Annotated in this window: 24 protein-coding genes; 19 read left to right on the forward strand and 5 right to left on the reverse strand. The window is 37.8% G+C overall.

What is annotated here, in order from left to right; all coding sequences use genetic code 11:
- The first annotated feature begins 27 nt into the window (after positions 1-27).
- The 6 genes from ABOA58_RS09500 (at position 28) to spoVK (ending at position 5,467) form a co-directional block, all read left to right on the forward strand.
- Positions 28-303, forward strand: a complete 276-nt coding sequence (locus tag ABOA58_RS09500; protein ID WP_350302071.1) for a hypothetical protein — start codon at positions 28-30, stop codon at positions 301-303.
- Entirely contained in the window at positions 297-752 is a 456-nt protein-coding gene (locus ABOA58_RS09505; protein ID WP_350302072.1) for an FtsX-like permease family protein, read from the forward strand. Before ABOA58_RS09500 ends, ABOA58_RS09505 begins: the two co-directional genes overlap by 7 nt.
- Positions 753-1,300: 548 nt before the next feature.
- Entirely contained in the window at positions 1,301-2,623 is a 1,323-nt protein-coding gene (locus tag ABOA58_RS09510; protein WP_350302073.1) for a sensor histidine kinase, read from the forward strand.
- A 365-nt stretch (positions 2,624-2,988) separates the two neighbouring features.
- Complete coding sequence (gene miaA, locus ABOA58_RS09515; protein ID WP_434547788.1) at positions 2,989-3,909, forward strand: tRNA (adenosine(37)-N6)-dimethylallyltransferase MiaA; 921 nt, start codon at positions 2,989-2,991, stop codon at positions 3,907-3,909.
- Positions 3,910-3,912: 3 nt separating this feature from the next.
- Complete coding sequence (hfq, locus tag ABOA58_RS09520; RefSeq protein WP_034313436.1) at positions 3,913-4,146, forward strand: RNA chaperone Hfq; 234 nt, start codon at positions 3,913-3,915, stop codon at positions 4,144-4,146.
- A gap of 364 nt (positions 4,147-4,510) precedes the next feature.
- Entirely contained in the window at positions 4,511-5,467 is a 957-nt protein-coding gene (spoVK, locus tag ABOA58_RS09525; RefSeq protein ID WP_241592858.1) for a stage V sporulation protein K, read from the forward strand.
- A gap of 37 nt (positions 5,468-5,504) precedes the next feature.
- On the opposite strand, the gene ABOA58_RS09530 is transcribed toward spoVK, so the two are convergent.
- Positions 5,505-6,113: a trimeric intracellular cation channel family protein gene (locus ABOA58_RS09530; protein WP_350302074.1), complete on the reverse strand. Its 609-nt coding sequence runs from the start codon at positions 6,111-6,113 to the stop codon at positions 5,505-5,507.
- Between the two features lie 168 nt (positions 6,114-6,281).
- On the opposite strand from ABOA58_RS09530, the gene hflX reads away from it, so the two are divergent.
- The 6 genes from hflX (at position 6,282) to ABOA58_RS09560 (ending at position 12,269) form a co-directional block, all read left to right on the forward strand.
- Positions 6,282-7,535 (forward strand): GTPase HflX, encoded by a 1,254-nt coding sequence (hflX, locus tag ABOA58_RS09535; protein ID WP_350302075.1) that lies wholly within the window; start codon positions 6,282-6,284, stop codon positions 7,533-7,535.
- A gap of 12 nt (positions 7,536-7,547) precedes the next feature.
- Positions 7,548-8,816, forward strand: a complete 1,269-nt coding sequence (locus tag ABOA58_RS09540; RefSeq protein ID WP_350302076.1) for an aminotransferase class I/II-fold pyridoxal phosphate-dependent enzyme — start codon at positions 7,548-7,550, stop codon at positions 8,814-8,816.
- Between the two features lie 195 nt (positions 8,817-9,011).
- On the forward strand, positions 9,012-9,416 hold the full coding sequence (locus tag ABOA58_RS09545) for a MerR family transcriptional regulator (RefSeq protein ID WP_048680941.1): 405 nt from the start codon (positions 9,012-9,014) through the stop codon (positions 9,414-9,416).
- 36 nt (positions 9,417-9,452) lie between these two features.
- Positions 9,453-10,787 (forward strand): type I glutamate--ammonia ligase, encoded by a 1,335-nt coding sequence (gene glnA, locus ABOA58_RS09550; protein WP_053534438.1) that lies wholly within the window; start codon positions 9,453-9,455, stop codon positions 10,785-10,787.
- 542 nt (positions 10,788-11,329) lie between these two features.
- Entirely contained in the window at positions 11,330-11,722 is a 393-nt protein-coding gene (locus ABOA58_RS09555) for a hypothetical protein (RefSeq protein ID WP_350302836.1), read from the forward strand.
- Between the two features lie 235 nt (positions 11,723-11,957).
- Positions 11,958-12,269 (forward strand): YolD-like family protein, encoded by a 312-nt coding sequence (locus ABOA58_RS09560; protein WP_350302077.1) that lies wholly within the window; start codon positions 11,958-11,960, stop codon positions 12,267-12,269.
- A 241-nt stretch (positions 12,270-12,510) separates the two neighbouring features.
- On the opposite strand, the gene ABOA58_RS09565 is transcribed toward ABOA58_RS09560, so the two are convergent.
- Positions 12,511-14,040 (reverse strand): multicopper oxidase family protein, encoded by a 1,530-nt coding sequence (locus ABOA58_RS09565; protein WP_350302078.1) that lies wholly within the window; start codon positions 14,038-14,040, stop codon positions 12,511-12,513.
- Between the two features lie 212 nt (positions 14,041-14,252).
- Here ABOA58_RS09565 and ABOA58_RS09570 point away from each other — a divergent pair, with 212 nt between their 5' ends.
- On the forward strand, positions 14,253-14,411 hold the full coding sequence (locus tag ABOA58_RS09570) for a hypothetical protein (RefSeq protein ID WP_350302079.1): 159 nt from the start codon (positions 14,253-14,255) through the stop codon (positions 14,409-14,411).
- Positions 14,412-14,477: 66 nt separating this feature from the next.
- On the opposite strand, the gene ABOA58_RS09575 is transcribed toward ABOA58_RS09570, so the two are convergent.
- On the reverse strand, positions 14,478-14,726 hold the full coding sequence (locus ABOA58_RS09575; RefSeq protein ID WP_350302080.1) for a hypothetical protein: 249 nt from the start codon (positions 14,724-14,726) through the stop codon (positions 14,478-14,480).
- Between the two features lie 1,553 nt (positions 14,727-16,279).
- Between ABOA58_RS09575 and ppsA the strand changes: the two genes are divergently transcribed.
- The 5 genes from ppsA (at position 16,280) to ABOA58_RS09600 (ending at position 21,617) form a co-directional block, all read left to right on the forward strand.
- Positions 16,280-18,895, forward strand: coding sequence for a phosphoenolpyruvate synthase (gene ppsA, locus ABOA58_RS09580; RefSeq protein WP_350302081.1), 2,616 nt, complete (start codon positions 16,280-16,282; stop codon positions 18,893-18,895).
- Between the two features lie 445 nt (positions 18,896-19,340).
- Complete coding sequence (locus tag ABOA58_RS09585; RefSeq protein WP_350302837.1) at positions 19,341-19,619, forward strand: ArsR/SmtB family transcription factor; 279 nt, start codon at positions 19,341-19,343, stop codon at positions 19,617-19,619.
- 102 nt (positions 19,620-19,721) lie between these two features.
- On the forward strand, positions 19,722-20,105 hold the full coding sequence (locus ABOA58_RS09590; protein WP_350302082.1) for a VOC family protein: 384 nt from the start codon (positions 19,722-19,724) through the stop codon (positions 20,103-20,105).
- Between the two features lie 361 nt (positions 20,106-20,466).
- The gene (locus ABOA58_RS09595; protein ID WP_350302083.1) at positions 20,467-21,093 is read left to right on the forward strand and encodes a GyrI-like domain-containing protein; all 627 of its coding nucleotides are present in this window, start codon (positions 20,467-20,469) and stop codon (positions 21,091-21,093) included.
- 311 nt (positions 21,094-21,404) lie between these two features.
- Positions 21,405-21,617, forward strand: coding sequence for a hypothetical protein (locus ABOA58_RS09600; RefSeq protein WP_350302084.1), 213 nt, complete (start codon positions 21,405-21,407; stop codon positions 21,615-21,617).
- A 235-nt stretch (positions 21,618-21,852) separates the two neighbouring features.
- Here ABOA58_RS09600 and ABOA58_RS09605 read toward each other — a convergent pair whose 3' ends face one another.
- Both ABOA58_RS09605 and ABOA58_RS09610 read right to left on the reverse strand, forming a co-directional pair.
- Entirely contained in the window at positions 21,853-22,464 is a 612-nt protein-coding gene (locus ABOA58_RS09605) for an FMN-binding negative transcriptional regulator (protein WP_350302085.1), read from the reverse strand.
- A 117-nt stretch (positions 22,465-22,581) separates the two neighbouring features.
- Entirely contained in the window at positions 22,582-23,484 is a 903-nt protein-coding gene (locus ABOA58_RS09610; RefSeq protein ID WP_350302086.1) for a DMT family transporter, read from the reverse strand.
- Positions 23,485-23,645: 161 nt separating this feature from the next.
- Here ABOA58_RS09610 and ABOA58_RS09615 point away from each other — a divergent pair, with 161 nt between their 5' ends.
- Entirely contained in the window at positions 23,646-25,022 is a 1,377-nt protein-coding gene (locus tag ABOA58_RS09615) for a PLP-dependent aminotransferase family protein (protein ID WP_350302087.1), read from the forward strand.
- Positions 25,023-25,195 lie beyond the last annotated feature (173 nt).

The raw sequence follows: 25,195 nt of genomic DNA on the forward strand, positions 1-25,195 counted from the left end.
CGTTAAGCGTTTTGGGAGGAGTCTATCATGAACATCCGACTTCTCGCTAAGAGAAATATCCAAGGAAATGCACAACGTTATCTAGCTTATTTTTTCAGTATTGTCCTTTCGGTCTCAATCTTTTTTATTTATGCATCATTTATCTTTCATCCAGATGTGGTCCATGCGAATATCCCTGGGGGACAGTTAATTGGTAAGGGACTCATTGCAGCTGAAATAGTGATCATCATATTTTCAGTTTTCTTTATCGCTTATTCGAATGCTGCATTTATACAGCCGCGAAAAAAGAGTTTGGGGTGCTGACACTGCTTGGAATGTCCAAATCCCAATTAAGAAAACTGATTTACTTGGAGCAAACGATGGTTTCCCTCATACCTATCATTTTGATACTTTTTATCGGCTTGTTTGTCAGTTTATTATTCTTTATCGTCCAAGGAAGCATGATGTATCTGCGAGTTTTTACGAATTTAGAAGATAAAAAAATTCAAATTCACGCTCTTCATCGATTGGGCCTGACAAAAAAAGAAATACGGCAAATTTTAAGTGCGGAAATACGGATTCTCTTTTTCGCTCCTTTTCTGATAGGAATGATTCATGCCATAGTCGCCTACGTGGCATTAAGCAATTTATTGGGATCCAATTTGTTTGTCTATTCGGCCATCGTCATCGCAACTTATTTTCTTTTTCAACTACTCTGTTATCAAGTAACTAAAAAGATGTATGAGCGGGCAGTCATCAATTCGATTAAATAAAAGCTATCATAGTAAATGGAATCAGGGGGATCAGGCTCTGATTCCATTTTTTTATTCAGGAGATCTTCTCATGGAAATGGCGTTTTCATTAATGAGAAATTAGTTAATATGTACTATTGAAAGGGGATTGATCCGCTATTTTGCACAAATTATATGAATTATGGTGTGATTTTACAGATGAATCCTCTAGATTCTTGTAATATTTTCATATAAAGGGTAAAATTATTCATTTGAATCAAAAATATCGACTCCACATCATTAATTTTTTCCATTTTCACATATGTAATTATACTGATATAATTTTTTATATGGAAATAAAATGATTTATTAGAAATGATTAATAGTTAAAGTGGTTTAGATTAAAATATAAAAAGTTAGATGATTAAAAAATAGTGGGTAAACTGTTAATTACTTGATTAATTATAGTATTATATGCCTGGGATTACAGAGAATATTAGATTTTTCTCTATTTCTTTGACACTTTATATAGTAAACTCAGAATAGGTTCGTTAACTTTTAGCTGCTAGAGATGAGGTAAGTTTAATCCTATGAAAAATAAAAAGTTAAGGGCATTTCTTTATTTGACCATTCTTTTATTGATTGTTTTCATTCTTCTTAATATGTTTTCAACATATTTAAGCATTAAAAATTCTGTACAAAAATCCGTTGCAAATCAAAACTTGGTAGCTGCTAGATCTATCGCCGACTCGATGGATAAGGAGGCCTATCAGCGTTTTCTTAATAACCAAGTAAAGAGCCGGGATTATAGGGATATAAAAGCTTACTTAGAGGATGCCCGTGAAAAAATAGGAGCATTATATGTTTATACCATCATGATTGATAATCCGCGAGTATCTAAAGCTATGATCACTGGATTTTCTAAAGATCATAAAGGGGATTTTCCTATTGGTGGTGTATGTACTGTTCCCCGGGAGCAGGTCAAACAGGCGTATGAAGGGAAAAGCTTCATTACCGGGATTCTAGAAGATCCGGAATATGGAGAGTATTTGACTGTGGGAGTGCCAATGAAAAATCAAGATGGCGACATTATTGGTTTTTTGGGCATTGATATGAGCGCAGAAGATATTAATGCAATTAACGGCAAGGTATTGAAAAGCAGCATTGCCATTCTTGTTTATAATGGTGGATTTGTTATCATGCTTCTGGTTACCTTTTTTGTCATTCAAAAATGGTATCAAAAGGAACTGACACGTGAAGTGGGGGATACGGAAGATACGTATCAATCGGAATTTCAATCGCTCATTGCTTCAGTCCGCTCATTAAGGCATGATTTTTCCAATCATATTCAGGTGATACATGGACTGCTTAAATTAGAGGAGAACGCAAAAGCACTCGAATACTTAACAGGTCTTTCAAAAGAAGTGCATTCGATTGAATCGATGAAATTGGATGTGAGTCATCCAGGCTTATCCGTCCTGTTAGAGACGAAAAGGCTCTCGGCCCAGAATTATAACATCGATATTGAAATCGATGTATCACCCGAATCCTTCAATCGGGTCAAAACAACCGATTTGATAAAATTATTATCAAATGTTATCGACAATGCTATTGAGGCAACAATTGAATTGCCAGAGCAAGAACGCCGAATGAATATTGCATGCAAAGCTGATGATGAAAAGTATACGTTTATGGTCACCAACACCGGACCAATGATTTCGGAATTAGATCTGGAGAATATATTCGCCAGTGGTTTTTCAACCAAAAAGGCACAAAAGGGCAAAGTTCGCGGACAAGGATTGTTCATCGTCAAAGACTTAGTGAACAGATATGATGGAGAGATTCATGTACAATCCTCGGAAAAAGAAACGATCGTTACGATGATCATACCCGTAAATGGAAAAATGGGCTAAATTGAAAATTGATAAAAAGGCATGATTCCTCAAATACAGGAGGAATCATGCCTTTTTTATGATTCAATTATCGGGATTAGAATCCAATGCTATCAGGAGAAGGGGATTCATTTTTCCCCAGTCCGCAAATGGAGCTATGAGCTTCAAATGCATTTTCGGTATTTTACACTCTGACTATCTAAGAGTTATAAAGATGAAAAGTTGAATAAAAGTACCTGAATTGGACATAATGGGTAGATGTTTAGCTGCTTTCTTCGAGATTATGATAAGATAGGGAAAAAATCAATTAAGGCAGTGAGATTGTGAAACAACAAAAAGGAAAACTTCTCGTGATCATTGGACCGACTGCTGTTGGGAAGACAAAGATGAGCATTGAGATGGCAAAGTTATTTAATGGTGAAATTATTAGCGGAGACTCCATGCAGGTTTATAAAGGGATGGATATTGGGACTGCAAAAATCAAGAAGGAAGAAACAGAAGGAATTCCTCATTATTTACTTGATATTAAAGACCCGGATGAACCATTTAGTGCGGCGGAGTTCCAGGAGCGAGCTAATGCTTGTATTGAGGATATCCAAAGCAGAGGTAAACTCCCCATTATCGTCGGTGGAACAGGATTATACATACAATCGGTCATTTATGATTATCAATTTTCGGAGGCGCCATCCGACCCTGTTTATAGGGAGGGACTCGAAAAACAGGTAAGGGAGTCAGGAATCGATCCAGTTTTTGAACAATTACGCAGCGTTGACCCGGAAAGCGCGAATCGAATTCATCCTAATAATATAAGAAGGGTGATCAGGGCACTTGAGATTTTTCATTGTACCGGTAAAACGATGAGTGAACAACTGAATGAGCAGCCTACAGAATTGAAATATGATACGTGCATCATTGGGTTGACAATGGAACGTGAAAAGTTATATCAACGCATCGATCAACGTGTTGATGTCATGGTAGAAGAAGGGCTGATTTCTGAAGTGGAGTCATTTCATGAAAAAGGTTTGAGGGATTGCCAATCGATCCAGGCAATAGGCTATAAAGAAATCTATGATTATTTTGATGGAATGGCTTCATTGGATGAAGCGGTTGATACATTAAAGCAAAACTCCCGTCGTTATGCAAAAAGGCAATTGACCTGGTTTCGGAATAAAATGGATGTAAATTGGTTTGATATGACCGATCTCGATGGTTTTCCAAAAAAAATACATGAAATATCTGGATTTATAGCAGGAAAGCTTTTCAGTGAAGGCGAATACATAAATTTAGAGAGAAAAGAGGAGGACTAGTTCATGAAACAATCAGTAAATATTCAAGATCAGTTTCTTAATCAATTACGGAAAGATGGTACGTATGTGACGGTATTTTTATTAAACGGGTTCCAGATTAGAGGACAAGTGAAAGGGTTCGATAATTTTACCGTTTTATTTGAGTCGGAGGGCAAACAGCAATTAGTCTATAAACATGCGATCTCTACATTTGCTCCACAACGTAATGTTCAGATTGATTACGAAGTGAAGGAATAATCATATATATGTATGTAAAAAACAGGTTTAGCTTATAGCGACCTGTTTTTTTTTTTGCATGCAATTCGCTGTTCTTTTTCAAAGAATCGATAATTTTACGTACCTGTTTTGAATATATATCAAGGGACGGATTATTTTCCGGGAAACCGCAGGAAATGACATTCCCCCATATAAATTGGTGAAAGGGAACGGAGATTGTCGTAACACATCCTCCAAGGAAAGAATTCTGTCAGAATAAGTCGCTTTTCAGGAAGGGAATACGGCTTAAATAATCGAATTTTCCGATGGTTTAGTTGTAACCATCATAAATCGAATGAAAATTTGTGGAATTAGAGTAAGGGTCCAAGATGGAGAGGTGAATGCATTGGAACAACCGATCCGTATGAAAAATAACGGGCAAATCAATATTGTGTTTAATGCGGAAAACAGAAAAGCTCTACAAAAGGAACTGCCGATAAAAGAAATTTTGGTGCAGGAAATCCCCCACCAGCATGTGGCATTGAAAGAGATTGAAGATGAGCTGAAATCGCTGGTCGGGATGGAAGAAATGAAAAAGATGATAAAAGAGATATATGCCTGGATCTACATCAATAAACAACGTGAGGCAAAAGGGCTGAAGACTGGCAGGCAAGCACTGCATATGATGTTTAAAGGAAATCCCGGAACGGGGAAAACAACGGTTGCACGTTTAATCGGTAAGTTGTTTCAAAAAATGAATGTACTATCGAAAGGGCATTTAATTGAAGCGGAGAGGGCAGATTTGGTCGGGGAATACATTGGTCATACTGCCCAAAAAACAAGGGATTTAATTAAAAAGGCCATTGGAGGGATCTTATTTATTGATGAAGCCTATTCCTTGGGAAGAGGAGGGGAAAAGGATTTTGGCAAAGAAGCCATAGATACCCTTGTCAAGCATATGGAGGATCGGCAGCACGAATTCATTTTGATCCTTGCTGGATATTCGAGGGAAATGGATTATTTCCTCAGCCTTAATCCCGGACTTCATTCCAGATTCCCGCTTGTTATTGATTTTCCGGATTATACTATTGAACAGTTAATGGAAATAGCCGATCGGATGCTGCAGGAAAAGGAATATCTAATGAATCGGGATGCCGAGAGGAAATTAAAAGAACATTTAATCATATTGCGTTCATTTCGGGGACCTATTTCATTTTCTAACGGACGTTATATCCGTAATGTACTTGAAAAGTCAATTAGGGCTCAGGCAATGCGGCTTTTATTGGAGGATTCATTTGAAAAATCCGATTTACTGACGCTTACCAGCCAAGATTTGGTTTTCGAGGATGATGAAAAAGAATGACATGGAAAAGCCCACCAAGATGGCGGGCTTTTCAAATTTATGTTTTAGGCACCCATTTTTTATTAGGAAGATGCCAATTGTTGGTGTAGGAAAGGACTCGCAATATCGTGATGACGGCAAAGAGCGAATAAAGCTGCCATGACTGGGATAATACACCACTGCCTAAAGCCAAGCCAGCAATGATGGCCCATACTACGTAGATTTCTTTTCTGAAGACCAATGGCTTTCTTCCGGCCAGTACGTCACGGAGTATTCCGCCGCCGCACCCGGTTAATGCAGCTGATACAATGATGGCGCTTATTGGATGATTAAGTTCCACGGCATACATCGCCCCTTGGATGGCAAAGGCTGAAAGGCCAATGGCATCACTGAAGTTTCCCCATCTATCCCAGTGCTTTGAAAGGTTAGTAGGAAAAACAAAAACGATGGTGATGGATACTAAAGCGATGACAAAATAGAAACTTTGATCCCATAACGCTGAAACGGGGACACCGATCAGCAGATTGCGGATTGCCCCTCCGCCAAAGGCTGTAATTATTCCTAAAATATAAACTCCCAAAATATCATACTCTTCTTCCATGGCGATGATGGTCCCGCTAATAGCGAATGCAATCGTACCTATGAAGCTTAATACTTCCCATGTCATATGAATGTCCCTCTATGTCTTTTTGATTTTGATGGTAAAGCCAAATTTGATTTTAGCATGTTATCGGAATTTTTAAAACGGTTAAAAGCTACGTTTTCAGGAAATTTTTATATATTCAATTTTTTTGTTATGATTAACTGAAATCTATCCGAAGGTGGTGCATGTGATTTGGAAGAAGCAGTAAAGGAAACGGCCGTTTTGATTGGGTGTCAAACAACTGAGACTAATGAACGTTTTGAATATTCACTTGATGAACTGGCTTCATTGGCGAAGACGGCGAATGGTGAGGTTTTAATGACCATCACCCAGAAAAGGGAAAGCGTCGATCCAGCTACATATATAGGAAAAGGAAAAGTGGAGGAACTTCGGAATCTGGAAGAGGAGCTTGAGCCGGATTTATTTATCTTTAATGATGAACTTTCCCCGAGCCAGATTCGGAACCTTTCGAAGCAATTGGAGGCTAGGATCATAGACCGGACACAGCTAATATTGGATATATTCGCTCAGCGGGCGCGATCCAGGGAAGGGAAGCTGCAGGTCGAACTTGCTCAGCTCCAATATTTATTACCGCGTTTGGTCGGACAGGGGATGGCAATGTCCAGGCTGGGCGGCGGAATCGGCACCAGGGGACCAGGTGAGACGAAGCTGGAAAGCGACCGCCGCCACATTCGCGGGAAAATAGATGAAATCAAGCAACAATTAAGTGGCATAGTGAAGCATCGTGAACGTTATCGTGACAGAAGGAAACGTAATAAGACATTTCAAATAGCCCTTGTGGGATACACGAATGCAGGTAAATCAACACTGTTCAACCGTTTGACGGAGGCGGATTCTTACGAAGAGAACCAGTTATTCGCTACACTTGATCCCATGACACGAAAGGCGATTCTTCCTAGCGGATTTACCGTGCTGCTGACGGATACGGTTGGCTTCATTCAAGATTTGCCGACATCTTTAATTGCCGCATTCCGCTCGACCCTTGAAGAAGTGAAAGAAGCGGATCTATTGCTCCATGTGGTGGATTCGTCAAGTACAGATTACTTTAATCATCAGAAAACAGTGCAGGATTTGCTAAATGACTTAGATGTCCCTTCCATTCCACAGCTAACGTTGTATAATAAGAAAGATAAGGTTCACGCTGATTTTGTCAGGTCAGGCAGTCGTGCTTCATTAATGATCAGTGCCTATGAACAATCGGATCTGAATGAAATCATGGAAGAAATTGAAAAGTACGTGATTGAAGAAATGGTCCCGTATCATGTTTTCCTGCCATCGAGTGAGGGTAAACTATTATCACAGCTGAAAAATGAAACCATATTGCGCACTCTCTCCTTTAATGAAGAATCGGAAAGATATGAATGCAAAGGTTTTTGTCTAGCTGATCATCCAATAACCGGTCAGCTAGAGAAATATTCATTATAAAGGGGAATTTTGATGTATCAGCAGTTAACAAATGGAGAAGTGTTGAAAAACATTGCGCAGGAAGTGGAAGCAATGATTTCTCCATTACATAAGCAAGTGGACGAACGAATCGAAGAAAATCAATTTCGTGTATTACAAAGTTATCAAGCACATAAAGTGAGTGATTCCCATTTCATCCCGACTACAGGGTATGGATACGATGATATGGGCCGCGATACGCTGGAATTGATATACGCAGAGGTTTTTGGAGCGGAAGCTGGATTGGTGCGTCCCCAAATTATATCAGGCACACACGCCATCTCCACCGCTCTTTTTGGCATATTGCGCCCAGGGGATGAATTGTTATACATAACTGGAAAGCCTTATGATACTTTGGAAGAAATTGTCGGTATCCGGGGGTCGGGTATCGGATCTTTGCGTGATTTTCATATCAGCTATAAGGCCGTTCCGTTAGTGGAAGCTGGAACCGTTGATTTTGAAGCCGTCAAACAAGCCATACAACCAAATACGAAAATGATCGGTATACAACGGTCAAAAGGGTATGCTACACGTCCTTCCTTTACGATCGATGAAATAAAGGAAATGATTTCCTTTGTTAAAGGCATTAACCCGGAAATCGTCGTGTTCGTGGACAATTGTTATGGAGAGTTTGTTGAGACACAAGAACCATGTCATGTCGGAGCGGATTTAATGGCTGGTTCACTCATTAAAAATCCTGGTGGCGGGATAGTGAAAACCGGTGGATACATTGTTGGTAAAAAGTACCTGGTTGAAGCTTGCTCATATCGGTTAACATCACCAGGAATAGGGGCTGAAGCAGGTGCGTCGCTTTATAGTCTGCAGGAAATGTACCAGGGATTCTTCCTTGCACCGCATGTCGTGGGCCAAGCTGTTAAAGGAGCCATGTTCACAGCTGCCTTTTTAGAAAAACTTGGTATGAATACATCTCCTAAATGGGATGCGAAGCGAACTGACTTGATTCAATCCGTCCAATTTGATGACCGGGATAAGATGGTTGCCTTCTGTCAGGCCATCCAATATGCATCACCAATAAATTCACATGTGACACCATATCCTGCCTATATGCCGGGGTATGAGGATGATGTAATCATGGCTGCGGGCACCTTTATTCAGGGGGCCAGCATTGAACTGACGGCAGATGGGCCGACAAGGGCTCCATATGTTGCCTACGTTCAAGGCGGATTGACATACGCCCATGTTAAAATAGCTGTATTGACTGCTGTCAATGCGCTAATGGACAAAAAGCTGATTCAATTGTAAATGAAAATAATTAGGTAAGTCATGGGAATCCAGATACAATTGGATTCCAGCATAAAAAGTAGTCAAAATATTTGAGCAGTAACAAATCATTTAATTTTTCTGAAAAAAACACGTCATAAAATGTAACATCATATTGACAAGTTTAATAACATGATATAAGATTACTTTAAGATAAACAAAAGGAGGATGCTAAGAATGAGCGGCAACAACATTCGGCGTTCGATGCCTCTTTTTTCCATCGGAATCGTCATGCAGTTAACTGAGTTGTCTGCACGCCAAATTCGGTATTACGAAGAGCATCAACTTATTACTCCTATGAGAACAGATGGAAATCGTCGGGTTTTTTCATTAAACGATATCGATCGACTGCTTGAGATTAAAGATTTAATCGAACAAGGAGTCAATCTGGCCGGCATTAAAAAGATTTTCACTGTAAAGGAACAGAATTTACCTAAAACTCAAGAATTAGAACAAGCGGAAAAAATAAGGCATGACCTTAGTGACGAGGAGCTTCGCAAGCTTCTGCGTGCCGAGCTTTTACAAGGAAGCAAGCATCGAACATCTCTTAGACAAGGGGATATGTCCCGTTTTTTCCAATAAAAAATATGATTTATGAATTATTAGGGGGAATAGAAATTGGCAAAGTTCACACGTGAAGACATCACTCGTTTAGCGAAAGAAGAAAATGTTAAGTACATTCGTTTACAGTTTACTGACATTTTAGGGACAATTAAAAACGTTGAAATCCCAGTCAGTCAATTAGAAAAAGCACTTGATAATAAAATGATGTTTGACGGATCTTCCATTGAAGGCTTCGTTCGTATCGAAGAGTCTGATATGTACCTATATCCTGATTTAAACACATGGGTTATCTTCCCTTGGACTTCCGAAAAAGGTAAAGTGGCACGTTTGATCTGTGATATTTACAATACGGATGGAACACCTTTTGATGGAGATCCACGTGCTAACCTAAAACGTGTTCTTGCAGAAGCAAGAGAAATGGGCTTCACAGATTTCAATCTTGGACCTGAACCTGAATTCTTCCTATTCAAACTGGATGCAGCAGGCGAGCCGACGCTGGAATTGAACGATAAAGGCGGATACTTTGACCTTGCACCTACTGACCTAGGAGAAAACTGCCGTCGTGATATCGTTCTTGAGCTTGAAGAAATGGGATTTGAAATCGAAGCATCCCACCATGAAGTAGCTCCAGGACAACATGAAATTGACTTTAAATATGCAGATGCCATCTCAGCTTGTGATAATATCCAAACATTTAAATTGGTTGTTAAAACGATTGCCCGCAAACATGGTTTACACGCGACATTCATGCCAAAACCATTGTTCGGTGTTAACGGATCTGGTATGCACTGTAACGTCTCTCTATTCAAAGGCAACGAAAACGCATTTTATGATAAAGAAGGTAAATTGGAATTAAGCAAAACAGCTGAGCAATTTATCGCAGGTATCATTAAGCATGCTCCAAGCTTCACTGCGGTAACAAACCCAACTGTTAACTCATACAAACGTCTAGTTCCTGGTTACGAAGCTCCTTGTTATGTTGCATGGTCCGCTAAAAACCGTAGTCCATTAATCCGTATCCCAGCATCACGCGGAGTAAGTACTCGCGTTGAGGTACGTAGTGTCGATCCAGCAGCAAACCCATACTTGGCACTTGCAGTTCTACTAAAAGCTGGTCTTGACGGTATCAAGAACGACTTGACTCCACCGGCTCCAGTTGACCGCAACATCTATGTTATGAATAAAGAAGAACGTGAAGAAGTAGGTATCGTTGATCTACCAGCTACTTTATATGCTGCATTGGAAACATTAAAATCTGATGAAGTCATCAAAGAAGCATTAGGTGAACATTTACTTGAACACTTCATCGAAGCAAAAGAAATCGAGTGGGATATGTTCCGCACACAAGTTCACCCATGGGAACGCGAACAATATATGTCAATGTATTAATATCTCAAACCCTTGGCACCTCTGGTGTCAGGGGTTTTTTATTTATTGGGGTAATAATTAATATGAATTAGAGATAGAAGGTTTACCCCTTTTTTACCCCACTGACTCAATTTAAAATGTTTTTAGTATAATCCTTGCTTTGATTGTTGATGCTTATATTTGTGCTTCTCCTAGGAAGCACACACCCTTTAAAGACCCTTACTCACTGAGTAGGGGCTAATTTCTGTTTTAGAATTTGTTAAAGGATATGAATCTCTTAGGGAAATAACGTGGAAATTTAAATTCAAAAGCTAATTTATAAATTTATATGCCTTGGTAGTTTTTCTCGATAATTACAAATTAGAAATATACCTAAATATACTCCTTTTGTTTTTACCATGAAGCCGTTCCGCTCTTTAATCTAGTGCAAAGCAACGGGACCAGCAGGAGCAACAGGACCAGCAGGAGCAATCGGACCAGCGGGACCAGCAGGGGCAACAGGAGCAACAGGGCCACAAAGACCAGCAGGGTCAGTATTAGATTTTGCGGACTTTTATGCGTTGATGCCTGGTGATAATGCAACAACAGTTGGAGGCGGTCAAGATGTAGATTTTCCGCAAAATGGACCTACTAGCGCGGGTGGTATTGTACGGGCTACTGTCGATTCATTTACTTTGTCTGCAATTGGCATTTATCAGGTCTTTTTTCAGGTGAGTGTGAGCGAACCGGGCCAACTGATTTTAACTCTCAATGGCATTGACCTACCCTATACGGTGGTCGGGCGAGCCACCGGTACTTCTCAGATAGTAGGAATGGCTCTTGTTCAAACGTCAGTCATCAATTCAATACTGACTGTACGAAATCCTACTGGCAATTTCCCGGCACTAACCATCACTCCTCTTGCTGGAGGAACAAGGGCTGTTTCAGCACACCTTGTTATCACGCGACTCAGCTAGATGGGGAAAGGTGGGTTTCTTTCTCACTGACAACTCGTTATTAAACTGTGTTAGTTACATAGGAAGCAAAAAAGAAGACCCAATAAGTGGTCTTTTTTTTGTACAAAAATCAATATTAATCTTTAACAAAGCCTTTTATTTATATAAAAATTCTCTAGCCTGAACTTATGGGTATTCTGACTTTTTATAAGAACACCTGTTCGTAAATAAAGGATGTAAGGGAGGGATCTTTCTGATGAGTACAATTCGTGATAGAGGGCTTGTTAAATGGCAAGCAGCATTGATTATGCCAGAACATAAAGCTTTAAATAAAAAACTGGGAGAGGTTGATTATTTCCTAAATAAAAGGCCTGTCTTTGATGAATACGAGGTTGAAGAATTTGAAAACAACATTCATTATGCGATGGAATATCATTTACCAATTAGTTTTAGATTGCATAACGAGGTAAATCCACATGAATTGCAGGGTTACTGTGTGTACATACATCCTGTCACGAAAGAGTTACGTATTCAGAAGAAAGATAGTTCCTTTGAGTATATTCAGTAGTGATATCATTAGTGTAATCGTTGAGGATTAATAAAAGCCCATACTCGCTTTGAGTAGGGGCTTATTTTGTTTTGGCCCTGTTAAAGGGTGTTGTTGATTTTAGAAGTAAGAGAATCTATTCATGAATAGAACAGGGATAATCTAAAGATTTTTTTATTTTTTCCAATAACATTATTTTAACTAAGAAAGAAGTACTCTCGATAAGACAAGCGAGCATAGAGGATTGTAAGGATACAGTCTATTATCGGATAACAATATATGGTCTCATCATCTCATAATCCTCGTGCTCCAATATATGACAGTGCCAAACATATAATCCTGTATAGGGACCAAACTTCATGATAATTCGAGTTACTTGTTTAGGATTAGCTCTTACTGTATCCTTCCTTCCTCGTTCTTGTGGTTCGGGTGGCAACGCGGGACCCGTATAATGGATAATTCTCTCCTTGTTATACTTTTCTACATCGAAATCTCTCCGGTCTAATATTTGAAAATCAATTAAGTGGAGATGAATAGGGTGTGTATCCGTAGTTAAGTTAATTAGATACCATATTTCGGTTGATCCCAATTTTGGATTTTCTGTAATAGGAGCATCCCAAGTTTTATTATCTAATAACATGAATTCCCGTCCGTACTGATCCATATTATCATTTAAAGTTAAGTATCTTTCCTTTGAAGCCGACTGTTCAATTATCTTTGAAAAAGGCTCCATATACGATGGAATAACACTGGTATCAATACTTGTAAGAGGAAGAGAGACTCTAAATTCCATCACTATACCTACTGCACTTGCGGGATCTCCATCTGGAAAAGGGGCGGGGGCGTCATTTGTCACAATAATGTTCTTTCCCACAAGATTGGTAAAATCAATGATGACATCTGCTCTTTCTGCTGGAGCAAGTATGATTTCTTTGATCCCTATCGGATATTCCATTAATCCGCTATCCGTCCCGATTTGATAAATGAGTTGTCCTGAATCCAGCTTGATCCTATAAAAACGGGAGTTTGAACCATTTAACAGCCGAAATCGGTATTTTCGTGGTTCCACTTCTAAATAAGGCCATACTTTGCCATTAACCAGGATTGTGTCCCCAAAAAATTCAGGAACGATTGATGTTTCTAATCCCTTAATCGGTTTATCTTGCTGGTTTGGATAATAAAGAGCACCGTTTTTATGAAATGATCTGTCTTGGATAATAAGAGGGATTTCATAGTCACCGCTGGGTAAATTTAATAAACGTTCACGATTATCTCTTATGAGATAAAAACCTGCCAGTCCCGCATATACATTGAGTCTCGTAATCCCAAGTGCATGGTCATGATACCATTGAGTAACAGATTTCTGGTTATTATCATATTGATATACTTCCTTTTTAAAATAAGGTCCTACTCGTTCGAATCCTTTTGTAAACCAAGCCTCCGGGTAGCCATCGCTTTCCGGTTCAACACTAGCTCCATGAACATGTACTACCGTTCGTACTTCCGGTACATCCACATGGGCACCATGCACCGTATAGTCTACCGGAAAAAGATGTTTTTCTGGAAGATTGTTGATCCATTTAATAAAAACTTTTTCTCCGCTCTCTACTTCAATTGTAGGTCCTGGGTAGCTGCCTTCATAGCCCCATACAGTTGTATCATTTTGCTCACTATGGAGTGATTGTTTAAATTCTGTCATATTAACTTCATAATAAGTTTGAAGTTGATCTTTCCATCGAGGTTTTAAAATAGGTGGGATAGGAAGTTCATCTACAAATTTAGGGAGAAGCATATTTCCGCTCCATTCTGATCATAATTAACTTCTTTCTAAGTTTATAAAAAATACAAGCTTTGTATGACAAATTTAAATTGAACTAACGGGGCAGGTAGTTGAATAAGGAAAATGGTTTTTTGTGGTAAAAAAATAATAAAAGGTAACTTTTACCTTTTTAGTTTGTATTAAAAGAGTAGCAGGAAATAAAATTGTCCTTTGGGGGTGAAAAGGTGGATTATGGATTATTGGTTATTGGTATAGCTCTTTTACTTGTATCGTACTTAGTAGCGAAGAAAACAACATCACTGCCAAACACGAGAATAGTAGCCTTTTCAAGGCTTTCATTCCTTACATCCCCAATCAATTGTATTTGTGATTATCAAAATTGATAACACAAAACAACAGTAACACAAAACGACAAATAAATGTTAAATTATACCAAATGTTATAAGTATTTACATTTTATGATCTTTATCCATTCGCTTTTCTATAATGCCCCAAGAGAAATAAAACAATAGAGTGATGCCTAAAATTATGAAACCAGCTTGTGTGATATACATAAAGTCCCACTCTTTAACTTCTTTCTCTTCATGGCCATTAAAATCTTGAATTACATAGTTCGAAGTTTCATAGTTCATGAAAATGTAACAAATGATTCCTCCTATAATTACTCCACCTAATAAAGATAATATGAACTTTTTCAAAGTTGTGTCCTCCTGCCCTTTATCAAATATGAATTAAGGATGAGATTTACAATCCCAAAAGCAAGTGCTTCTCAACCAATTCTTTAAAAACTTCCAATTCGGCTTGCTTAAGTGAATTCCCTATTCAATCTCACCCCTAATTTTTACCATATTATATAGAGTTCTCTTAAGAGGGCTTTAATACCTTCAAAGTTAGGACAGTTATTAGATACATTCCTGCAACTTTGAATATTCGATTAGCTGTTTAGGTGCTTTTTTTATACTGTCCGTAAAAGGGGCACAATTCATTAATCAAGAGGGGCTTTTTTATTTATGCTATATTCATCAAATTTGACTGAGTATACTCGGCTAGTTCTTTAAAATCAATCAAAAACTGAATCCTATGAATCCACCAGATGGTTGGTACGGGGAAACAAAGATAATTTACAAAACGATATTGCCGTCCATGCCACAACTAAAAATTACAACACCTATAGGTAAGAAGGTTGGCAAAAAGAATTGTGGCAAAGAATGCTTAGATCACATTTAAAGTGGATAAGGAACACAAACTGCGACATAAGGGTTTGCGTTTTGGAATGATAATTATCTCTTCGTTACACTCGTTTTACATCTTAGACATGTTACTTCTTCGTAATGCATGAATCTAATCTTTCTTAGGTCCCTTCTTGTTAACATAGGGAATACTTGGTATCTGGCTCCGCACTCAAAAGTATTTTTGTCTTTAACTATGTGTCTATCTTCTGTACTAGGTAAATAAATAGTAGGAAAAATCATTTAAAACCCTCTTTTAATTATTATAAGCAAAATCAAAAAATATAAATGTGCAGCCTTGCACCTTAACAAATGAATCATTGGTTTAGGCGATTTATACTTTGCCTAACCAGAATTTTATCATGCATAAAGAATTAAATAGGATTTTTATAAAAACTTAACAAATCATTTACGAAACGAAGATAAAACAGTAGAGGAATTATGAAAAGAATGTGGGTGAGAATCCTAAAAAACTAATTAATAGGCAGAGAGAAGGGGAGTGATACTGCCTATGTTTAAAAATGGACCTTCTCTCTAGATACATTATTTCATTTTACTAGAACTATATAAAAAACGTCTGGCGAAGCCTAAGAAAAAAGAAGAATTAAACCAGTTGGTAGATCTATGAGGAGGAAATAAAAAAGCACCAAAAAGGTGCAGGTGCTCAGTTAAATATCTTTTTAAAGTAATGAATATTCATTATGTTAATAGCAATTCCGATTATCGTAAACATAATTATAATGATGTTTATGGCATGAAATTACTGTCATTTCTTTTAAAGTACTAAATTAAATCATGATGATACAGTTCTGCCAGGGCCAATTTATTTTGATTCTGGTATTTTTTATGGAACTGCTTTCAAGGGGATGAACCGGGGCATTGGTTACTGTATGGCAGTTGAACTCTTCCTCTTCCTAATTTAATTATAGCATATAAAAAATGGTAAAAATATACTATTTATTCTTATTTGCTACTGCTAAAATACAATAGACCTTTATTGAGATTTGTGGGAGGGGTATAGAATGGGTTCATTGGTTCTCGGTTTTCAGAAAATGGAAAAAACACAGCTATTGCTCGTTGGCGGAAAAGGATTAAATTTAGGGGAATTATCAAAAATTGAAGGAATACAAGTACCAGAAGGATTTTGTGTTACAACAGTGGGATATCAAAAAGCCATCGAACAAAACGAAACGTACCAAGCTTTGTTGGATCGACTGACAATGCTAAAAGTAGAAGATCGTGAACAAATTGGTGAAATCAGCAGGAAGATTCGACATATCATTATGGAAGTAGATATTCCTTCCGATGTTGTGAAAGCAGTTACTCACCATCTCTCCCAGTTTGGTGATGAGCATGCATATGCAGTGCGTTCCAGTGCGACTGCAGAAGATTTACCACATGCCTCTTTTGCTGGTCAACAAGACACCTATTTAAATATCATCGGCGTCGATGCCATCTTGCAGCATATCAGCAAATGCTGGGCTTCCCTATTTACGGATCGCGCTGTAATCTACCGTATGCAAAATGGATTTGACCACAGTCAAGTTTATTTATCCGTTATCGTTCAAAGGATGGTTTTCCCACAGGCTTCAGGGATTCTATTTACCGCTGATCCGATTACTTCAAACCGAAAACTGCTATCAATCGAAGCCAGTTTTGGACTTGGCGAAGCACTGGTCTCTGGCTTGGTATCAGCCGATTGTTATAAAGTAGAGGAAGAGGAAATCGTCGATAAGATGATAGCAACGAAGAAATTGGCTATCTATGGACGAAAAGAAGGCGGAACAGTGAAACAACAAATCGATCCGGATCAGCAAAAGAAACAAACACTTACTGATCAACAGATTTTACAACTGGCACGCATCGGAAGACAGATCGAAGCTTATTTTGGTAGCCCACAGGATATCGAATGGTGTTTGGTTGATGATACATTTTATATCGTCCAGAGTCGTCCAATCACTACTTTATACCCGATCCCTGAAGCGAATGATCAAGAAAATCACGTCTATGTATCTGTTGGTCATCAACAAATGATGACCGACCCCATGAAACCATTGGGATTGTCTTTTTTCCTGTTAACGACTCCTGCACCTATGCGTAAAGCTGGTGGAAGGCTATTTGTTGATGTCACACATATGCTGGCTTCACCTGACAGCAGAAAAATGTTATTAGATGCCATGGGACAACACGATCTGCTCATGAAAGACGCACTCTTTACCATAATAGAGCGAGGAGATTTCATAAAATCTTTACCAAATGTTAAGCAAGAACAGAGTTCCGGTAAAAGCAATAAAGGTGTGATGTCTGCGGATTCTAGGGCACAAATCGAAAACGACCCGACAATCGTTTCTGATTTGATTAAGAACAGTCAAACATCGATAGAAGAGTTAAAACAAAACATCCAAACGAAATCAGGGTCGGATTTATTTGATTTTATTCTGGAAGATATCCAGATATTAAAGAAGATTTTATTTGACCCACAAAGTTCAGCTGTGTTTATGGCTGCTATGGATGCTTCATCATGGATCAATGAAAATATGAATGAGTGGTTAGGTGAAAAAAACGCAGCAGATACGCTTTCTCAATCTGTACCAAACAATATTACTTCGGAAATGGGTCTGGCGCTATTGGATGTCGCAGATGTGATTCGTCCTTATCCGGAAGTCATTGATTATTTACAACATGTAAAAGATGATAACTTTTTGGATGAACTGGTTAAGTTCAAAGGTGGACAAAAAACGCAAGAAGCTATCTATGATTATCTCGGCAAATACGGCATGCGATGTGCCGGAGAAATCGATATTACCAGAACTCGTTGGAGTGAAAAACCAATTACACTTGTCCCGTTGATTCTGGGTAACATCAAAAACTTTGAGCCTAACGCCAGCAATCGGAAATTTGAGCAAGGGCGACAGGAAGCTTTGATAAAAGAACAAGAGTTATTAGATCGATTGAAGCAATTACCGGATGGTGATCAAAAAGCCAAAGAAACAAAACGAATGATCGACCTGATACGGAATTTCATCGGTTATCGTGAATATCCAAAATACGGCATGGTGAATCGCTACTTCGTTTATAAGCAGGCTTTACTGAAAGAAGCCGATCAACTCGTACAAATAGGCGTCATTCATGAAAAAGAAGATATATACTATCTCACTTTTGAAGAACTTGGCGAAGTAGTACGCACCAACAAACTGGATTACCAGATCATCAGGAAACGAAAAGACGAGTACAAATTATATGAAAAACTAACCCTACCCCGTGTGATCACGTCTGATGGTGAAATCATTGTAGGTGAGTACAAACGAGAAAATCTCCCAGCCGAAGCTATTGTAGGTCTGCCTGTTTCTTCCGGTGTCATTGAGGGAAGAGCACGTGTCATCTTAAACATGGAAGAAGCTAATCTAGAAGAAGGAGATATATTAGTCACTTCCTTTACTGACCCTAGCTGGACACCATTGTTTGTTTCCATAAAAGGATTAGTCACCGAAGTTGGCGGACTGATGACCCATGGAGCAGTCATCGCACGTGAATATGGCTTACCAGCAGTTGTTGGGGTGGAACATGTGACCGAACTGATAAAAGATGGGCAACGAATTCGAGTGCATGGGACAGAGGGGTATATCGAAATATTGTAATTGCTGAATACCTTACAGTATAAAGGATGTTATATTGAAATTCTTATCTTTGTTATAGAATAATAATTTTAATGTTCTCTAAGATCATTAAAATGCCAAAAATCCCTGCTTTTTGATCAGGGATTTTTTTCTATGTTAAATGATTGTAATTGATTTAAAAACACTACAATGGAGAAACACTTCATATGAGATGGATATCCTAAATTGTATGGAATCAGACTAACTGGAGTTGAATAAGAAACGTTTTAAAAAAACATACAAGGTGCATATAATTTTAACTAGTGTGTTACTTTTATGTTGAAAAACAGTTTAAATTTCTAAAATGGTTCAAACTACTATTATGTGACTTTAACTTGTTAAGTTTGCATGATACCGTTCCTTTGTCACGCAACCGTGCAGTTGCTTATGATTGACAAGCAACCGTAGAGTTGCTTATAATCGATATATGAATTGGGACAAAGACGCTATATTCAAAGCACTAGGCGATTCGACTCGTCGACTTATATTAGACGAACTATCCGAACGCAATGAGTTGACGCTGTATGAACTTACGGTACGTCTCATTATGAAGCACGACCTTTCCATTTCGAGACAGGCGATAGCTAAACATCTTTCTGCATTGGAAGATGCAGGGCTTGTAAATTCAAAACGAAAGGGAAAATATCGAGTACTTATGTTCAACAACGAACCACTTAAAAACTTGTTGAAAGGATGGATAGAGTAATCTTTTCGGAACAGGACTTCTGACGAATGTGGGTTGTTATGCTTGCAGCCAGATTGTTAGCAGAACACCATACGTTGCAAATATCTAAGGAGGAAAAACATTATGAAAATCATTGTTACCAGTATATTCGTACAAGACCAAGACAAGGCTCTGGAATTTTATTCAGAAAAGCTGGGATTTGAAAAAAAACAGGACGTTCCTATGGGGAAATTTAGGTGGATTACGCTTGTTTCTCCCGATGCTCATGACGGTACCGAGCTGTTACTCGAACCGAATGAGCACCCTGCCGCCAAGGAGTATCAAAAGAAGATATTTTCCGAAGGCATCCCAGCAACAATGTTTGGCGTGGCAGATATTAGTAAAGAGTACGAACGATTATTGGAAAACGGCGTGAAGTTTACTATGGAGCCGACAAAAATGGGCGAAGTCACAATAGCTGTCTTCGACGATTCATGCGGCAACCTTATTCAGATAATACAGCAGTAACTTTATGATGAAATACAAGTAATTGGTATATGAGTTTAAAGCTTTTCTTGTTCAATTAAATTCAAGGGCCCGATTGTGGAACTAGAAGTAAAAGGGTGGTACAAATATGTACCACCCTTTCTTGGCGGGGTAATCTAAGAATTCAGAGCATACTATACAATATTGTGTATTTGACGTAATCTATCATATTGGTCAAAAGGTAACACAAAAGATAACTCGATGGATGTACGGGAATAGCCCAGCTTGATTTAGTAAAACAAAAAGGGCTCGAAGGAATTGTCCAGATGAAGGTTTAATTAAAAGGACGTTGAAGTAGTAATCAAACATAATGAAAAGTTATAGAGAAGGGGAACAAAAACTAATGAAATACGAATGGAGAAAACAAGAGAAGAATATATATATCCCAAAACAAAAATCTGAACTTGTAACAATTCCAGAACAGAAATTCTTTTCGATAAAGGGAAAAGGAAATCCAAATGAGCACGAATTCGCTGAAAAGATAGGTGTTCTTTATTCAGTGGCTTATGCGGTCAGAATGATGCCGAAGCAAGGATACACTCCAGATGGATATTTTGAATATACCGTATATCCATTGGAAGGAATATGGGATTTAACAGAAGAGGGAAGAAAAAAAGATACTTTAAATAAAGATGAATTATTATATACGATCATGATTAGACAACCAGATTTTGTTACAAAAGAAGTAGTGGAGAGAGCATTTGAACATGTAGGAAACAAGAAACCACATCCATTCCTGAATGATGTAAAGTTCGGTACATTTCATGATGGATTATCTGTCCAAATGCTTCATGTAGGTCCATATGATGATGAACCTCAAAGTTTTAAATTAATGAATGAATTCATAAAAAATAATAATCTTGAAAGAACTTCATTACAACACAGAGAAATATATCTTTCAGATTTTAGAAAAGTCGAACCTGCTAAATTAAAAACTGTTTTGAGATATAAGGTTAAGCCAATAGAATAGAATAAACTCTTAGCTGTTAACATGCATTCATTATTTAATGTAGCAAAGATTGAAGGAGTGTACATAAAGTAAAAGGTGCATTATTTCCATAGGATGCAATAAAGTAGTCCTTAAAAAAATAAAGTGAACCTATAAAGTTTTCCATAATCGGGTGTGATAGTATGGCTCATTAAATGAGGCTGTAAAAGAGGACCTAACAGCCCGCCTTATTTTACCTATTGAAAAACATTAACATCTATTATTTTCGGGTGCTTTTCTTTGCAGGGAATTGGTCCCTTTTGTCAAATTAATTAAACAAAGGGGATGAAAAAATGAATGATGATGAGAAAATCGGTATTTTATTGTCCAATATGACAAACGAATTAGTGTCGAGTAGAGTAAGGGTTAGAGCTATAGTAGAATTACTGGAAGAAAAAGGTCTAATAACCCGCGGAGAGTACGAAAACAGGTTTAAAAAAGTTTTTGAACGTGATGCAATTTCGTATAGAAATGATCTATTGAAAGAAGTCAAAATTGATGAATAAAAGGAGGAGGCATCCATTAATTTGGGTGTTTTTTTTTGAGGTGAGAACGATGAACCATGATAAGAAAAATAACCGAAGCCAGTGAAACTAAGTCGTAGGATCTAAGAAGACCTAATGAATATGAAAGCTTTTACATATAAGGATTTTACAATACGAGATTTAAACCTAATGTGAAAAAAGAAAGAGCGTTAACCCTAATTTGATCAACACTCCCGATAGTTCAGTAACATTCATGTTATTTTTTAAGATTTGATTTCATTAATAATGAAATCTGTTGCTCATCCGTATTTGACATTTGTTCCAGTTGATCAACAATTAACTTTTGTCTTTGCAATGGATGATATTGACTTAACTTAGCTTTCCCTTCTATTTTGTTGATTTTTATTTTGAATCCTTGAATTCCTTTGTTCATACCAGCGAGAAACTCAGCATCTACATTATGCAAACTGTATGAGCTGTCAGGGGCTTCGTACTTCGATACCATATCATGTAGGGCGCTCATTAATTCATGTTCATCCTCTTGAAGTTCGACTTCTCCGTAAACATGGACGGTCACATAATTCCACGTTGGTACTGCATTTTTCGTCTCATACCAAGATGGAGAAATATAACAATGCGGTCCATGAAAAATAGCTAAGACGGTTTGATTTTTGATGTCTTTCCACTGAGAATTAGGACGGGCAAAATGTCCATATAAGCATGAATTATCCTCGTTCAATATTATTGGTAAATGAGTCGCGTAAGGCATTCCATTATGTTGAGAAAAAAGAGTCGCAAAACTATGTTCCTTCATAATGTCAAAGGCAAGTGTTTCGTCTTTAATGTTAAATTGTGCAGGAATATACATTTTTTCTCCTCTCAGAATCTTTTCTTAGCATTAAATTAATAATTCACCTATAAAATAAGTCAATATTCATGACAACTTCTTCATCTAATACAATTCTATAAGCTATATTTCATACAGTTAGCTTTTCCCTGATACAGCTACTTTTTTTGTTACGGGAGCATTTTTGCCTATTATGACAGAAAAGACAACAATCACTGTTGTTACAAGAGTGAAAGATGTGATGGATTCATCTAGAAATACTGTTGCAAATAGAATCATCAAAAATGGTTGTAAGTATTGAATCTGACTAACCCTTGATATTCCGCCCATAGCCATTCCGCTATACCAAGCAACATATGCTAGAAATTGACTAACCACTGCGAGATAAATTAAGCTAACCCAAGCTTGGATAGGGGCATGGATCATTTCAGTTGTAAGGTTTAGACCAACTGGAATAATGAAAAATGGAGCACCGATCATTATTGCCCAAGCAATCACTTGCCAGCTGCCTAATTCTTTCGCTAATTTCCCCCCTTCTGCGTAACTAAGTCCCAGTATGATCACTGCCGTTAGTAAAGCTAAATCGGCAAATTGCAATTGACCGAATCCAAGATGAAGTGCATACATAATGACAGCTAAAGAGCCGATTATACTTGAAACCCAGAATTTGATTGAAGGGATTTCACCTGCTCTAAACATAGCAAATCCCGCTGTTGCTAACGGTAACAGTGCTACTTCCACAGCTCCATGAGAAACAGGCAAGGATTCCATCGCCCAGGAAGTGAGGAGAGGAAATCCTAAAACTGCACCAACAGCAACAATAAGTAGACTTTTGAATTGGCTTGGAGAAGGCAGTTTTTCCTTTCGAACGATCAATACCACAGCTACTAAAATAGCAGCAACAACCGTTCTTCCTAAACCGACGACCGTAGTCCCAAAATACTCTACAGCAATACTTGTAGCAGGGAGCGTTAAGCTAAAACAAATGACGCCTGCTAATCCCAACAATAATCCTAATTTCTCCCTGGTTACTCCCTGCATCTTACCCAACCCCAATCTTTATATTTTGTATCACATCTGTACCATTGTTTATTTATCATAAAAAACAGTTTTGCTATAATTAACATACTATGAGTACATACAATAAAAATAAACCCATTTTTTACCCATCTGACCTGGTACAGTTTAAGGAGGATTAATTGATGAACTCAAAATATATGAAGATAATGGAAGAAATTAAGCTTCGACTAGCAGGTGGTTCACTAAATGCAGGCAGTAAACTTCCTTCTGTTCGTCAGTTATCCCAGTTTTTTTCATGCAGCAAGAATACGGTCATTAAAGCATACGACGAACTTGAAAAAGAGCATTTAATTTATTCTGTTCCTAAAAGCGGCTACTATGTTGTGAATGATTATCAAAAAGCAGCGGAAGAAAATGGGGTGATTGATTTTTTGTCTGCCGGTCCAGATAAAAATGTTATGCCTTATGTGGAATTTCAACATTGTATGAATCAAGCAATTGACCATTATAAGGAAGAGCTTTTTACATACTCTGATCAACAAGGGCTTTACCCACTGCGAGTGCAGTTGGTGAAATATTTGCAAAATTTACAGGTGTTCACTCAACCGGAGAGATTAGTGGTTGTTTCTGGCTCGCAGCAAGCCCTCCATTTATTAGTTTCTATGCCATTTCCAAATGGGAAAAACAATATTCTAATTGAACAGCCTACTTATTTTGGATTCATTGAGTCGATCAATCTGCATCAAGCTACTACTTTTGGGATTGAATTATCAATGGAAGGGATTGATCTGGATCGACTGGAATACATTTTTCGAAATAATGATATAAAATTTTTCTATATTATCCCGAGATTTCACAATCCACTTGGACATAGTTACACGAATGGCGAAAAGAAAAAAATCGTTGAGTTAGCTGAAAAATACGATGTATATATAGTGGAGGATGATATTTTAGGAGACCTTGATCCAAATCCAAAATCAGATCCTTTATTTTCTTTTGATCCTTCTGGGAGAGTGATTTATATTAAAAGCCTTTCGAAAATTTTTCTCCCCGGGTTAAGGATTGGGACTGTCGTTCTTCCTGCATTAATGATTAACAATTTCTTGCGATATAAATTCAGTTCGGATTTTAATAGTTCAGCACTTTCTCAAGGGGCGCTAGAAATCTACTTAAAAAGCGGTATGTTTAATAGTCATCTCAAAAAAGTAAAAGATGTATACCGTACTAAAATGCAAATCCTTCAGGAAGCATGTGATGAATTGCTGCCGGCTAATACTTCTTTTTCTAAACCGAATTCAGGATTCTATCTTTCCATCAGTTTGCCCGAGGATGTGAAAGCAAAACAGGTGGTTCATATGCTAAACGAGCAGCATATATATGTTGATGATGCCTCAAGGATGTTTTTAGCAGAATATAAAAAGGAAAATCTCGTTCGATTATGCATCTCTCAAGTGAACGAGAGTCAAATTAAACTAGGGGTAGAACGATTGGCTCACTGTATTGCTTTAATTGACAGAAGAAAAAATCATATTACTCCAAATAACTTTTTACTCATATAGTAATGGTAAGTTTTTATAGAGGGCAGTACCAGAGGATTATACGGTTTTCCAAGCATATATCAAAACGGTTGATTATGTAACTTAGAATTTGAGCAATCATTCGAGACATATTTACTTACTTTCAAAAACTGTAAACTATCCTTTGATGTTCTTTTTGAAATAAACCTTTATGT

It is taken from the genome of Peribacillus frigoritolerans (genome assembly GCF_040250305.1).
Lineage (GTDB): Bacteria > Bacillota > Bacilli > Bacillales > DSM-1321 > Peribacillus.

What these genes read in the sequence shown, in the direction of transcription:
- ABOA58_RS09500 (WP_350302071.1), top strand. Translation starts at nt 28, where the DNA reads ATGAACATCCGACTTCTCGCTAAGAGAAATATCCAAGGAAATGCACAA.
- ABOA58_RS09510 (WP_350302073.1), top strand. Translation starts at nt 1,301, where the DNA reads ATGAAAAATAAAAAGTTAAGGGCATTTCTTTATTTGACCATTCTTTTA.
- miaA (WP_434547788.1), top strand. Translation starts at nt 2,989, where the DNA reads ATGAGCATTGAGATGGCAAAGTTATTTAATGGTGAAATTATTAGCGGA.
- hfq (WP_034313436.1), top strand. Translation starts at nt 3,913, where the DNA reads ATGAAACAATCAGTAAATATTCAAGATCAGTTTCTTAATCAATTACGG.
- ABOA58_RS09530 (WP_350302074.1), bottom strand. Translation starts at nt 6,113, where the DNA reads ATGACATGGGAAGTATTAAGCTTCATAGGTACGATTGCATTCGCTATT.
- ABOA58_RS09540 (WP_350302076.1), top strand. Translation starts at nt 7,548, where the DNA reads ATGTATCAGCAGTTAACAAATGGAGAAGTGTTGAAAAACATTGCGCAG.
- ABOA58_RS09545 (WP_048680941.1), top strand. Translation starts at nt 9,012, where the DNA reads ATGAGCGGCAACAACATTCGGCGTTCGATGCCTCTTTTTTCCATCGGA.
- ABOA58_RS09555 (WP_350302836.1), top strand. Translation starts at nt 11,330, where the DNA reads ATGCCTGGTGATAATGCAACAACAGTTGGAGGCGGTCAAGATGTAGAT.
- ABOA58_RS09560 (WP_350302077.1), top strand. Translation starts at nt 11,958, where the DNA reads ATGAGTACAATTCGTGATAGAGGGCTTGTTAAATGGCAAGCAGCATTG.
- ABOA58_RS09565 (WP_350302078.1), bottom strand. Translation starts at nt 14,040, where the DNA reads ATGCTTCTCCCTAAATTTGTAGATGAACTTCCTATCCCACCTATTTTA.
- ppsA (WP_350302081.1), top strand. Translation starts at nt 16,280, where the DNA reads ATGGGTTCATTGGTTCTCGGTTTTCAGAAAATGGAAAAAACACAGCTA.
- ABOA58_RS09585 (WP_350302837.1), top strand. Translation starts at nt 19,341, where the DNA reads ATGAATTGGGACAAAGACGCTATATTCAAAGCACTAGGCGATTCGACT.
- ABOA58_RS09590 (WP_350302082.1), top strand. Translation starts at nt 19,722, where the DNA reads ATGAAAATCATTGTTACCAGTATATTCGTACAAGACCAAGACAAGGCT.
- ABOA58_RS09595 (WP_350302083.1), top strand. Translation starts at nt 20,467, where the DNA reads ATGAAATACGAATGGAGAAAACAAGAGAAGAATATATATATCCCAAAA.
- ABOA58_RS09600 (WP_350302084.1), top strand. Translation starts at nt 21,405, where the DNA reads ATGAATGATGATGAGAAAATCGGTATTTTATTGTCCAATATGACAAAC.
- ABOA58_RS09605 (WP_350302085.1), bottom strand. Translation starts at nt 22,464, where the DNA reads ATGTATATTCCTGCACAATTTAACATTAAAGACGAAACACTTGCCTTT.
- ABOA58_RS09610 (WP_350302086.1), bottom strand. Translation starts at nt 23,484, where the DNA reads ATGCAGGGAGTAACCAGGGAGAAATTAGGATTATTGTTGGGATTAGCA.
- ABOA58_RS09615 (WP_350302087.1), top strand. Translation starts at nt 23,646, where the DNA reads ATGAACTCAAAATATATGAAGATAATGGAAGAAATTAAGCTTCGACTA.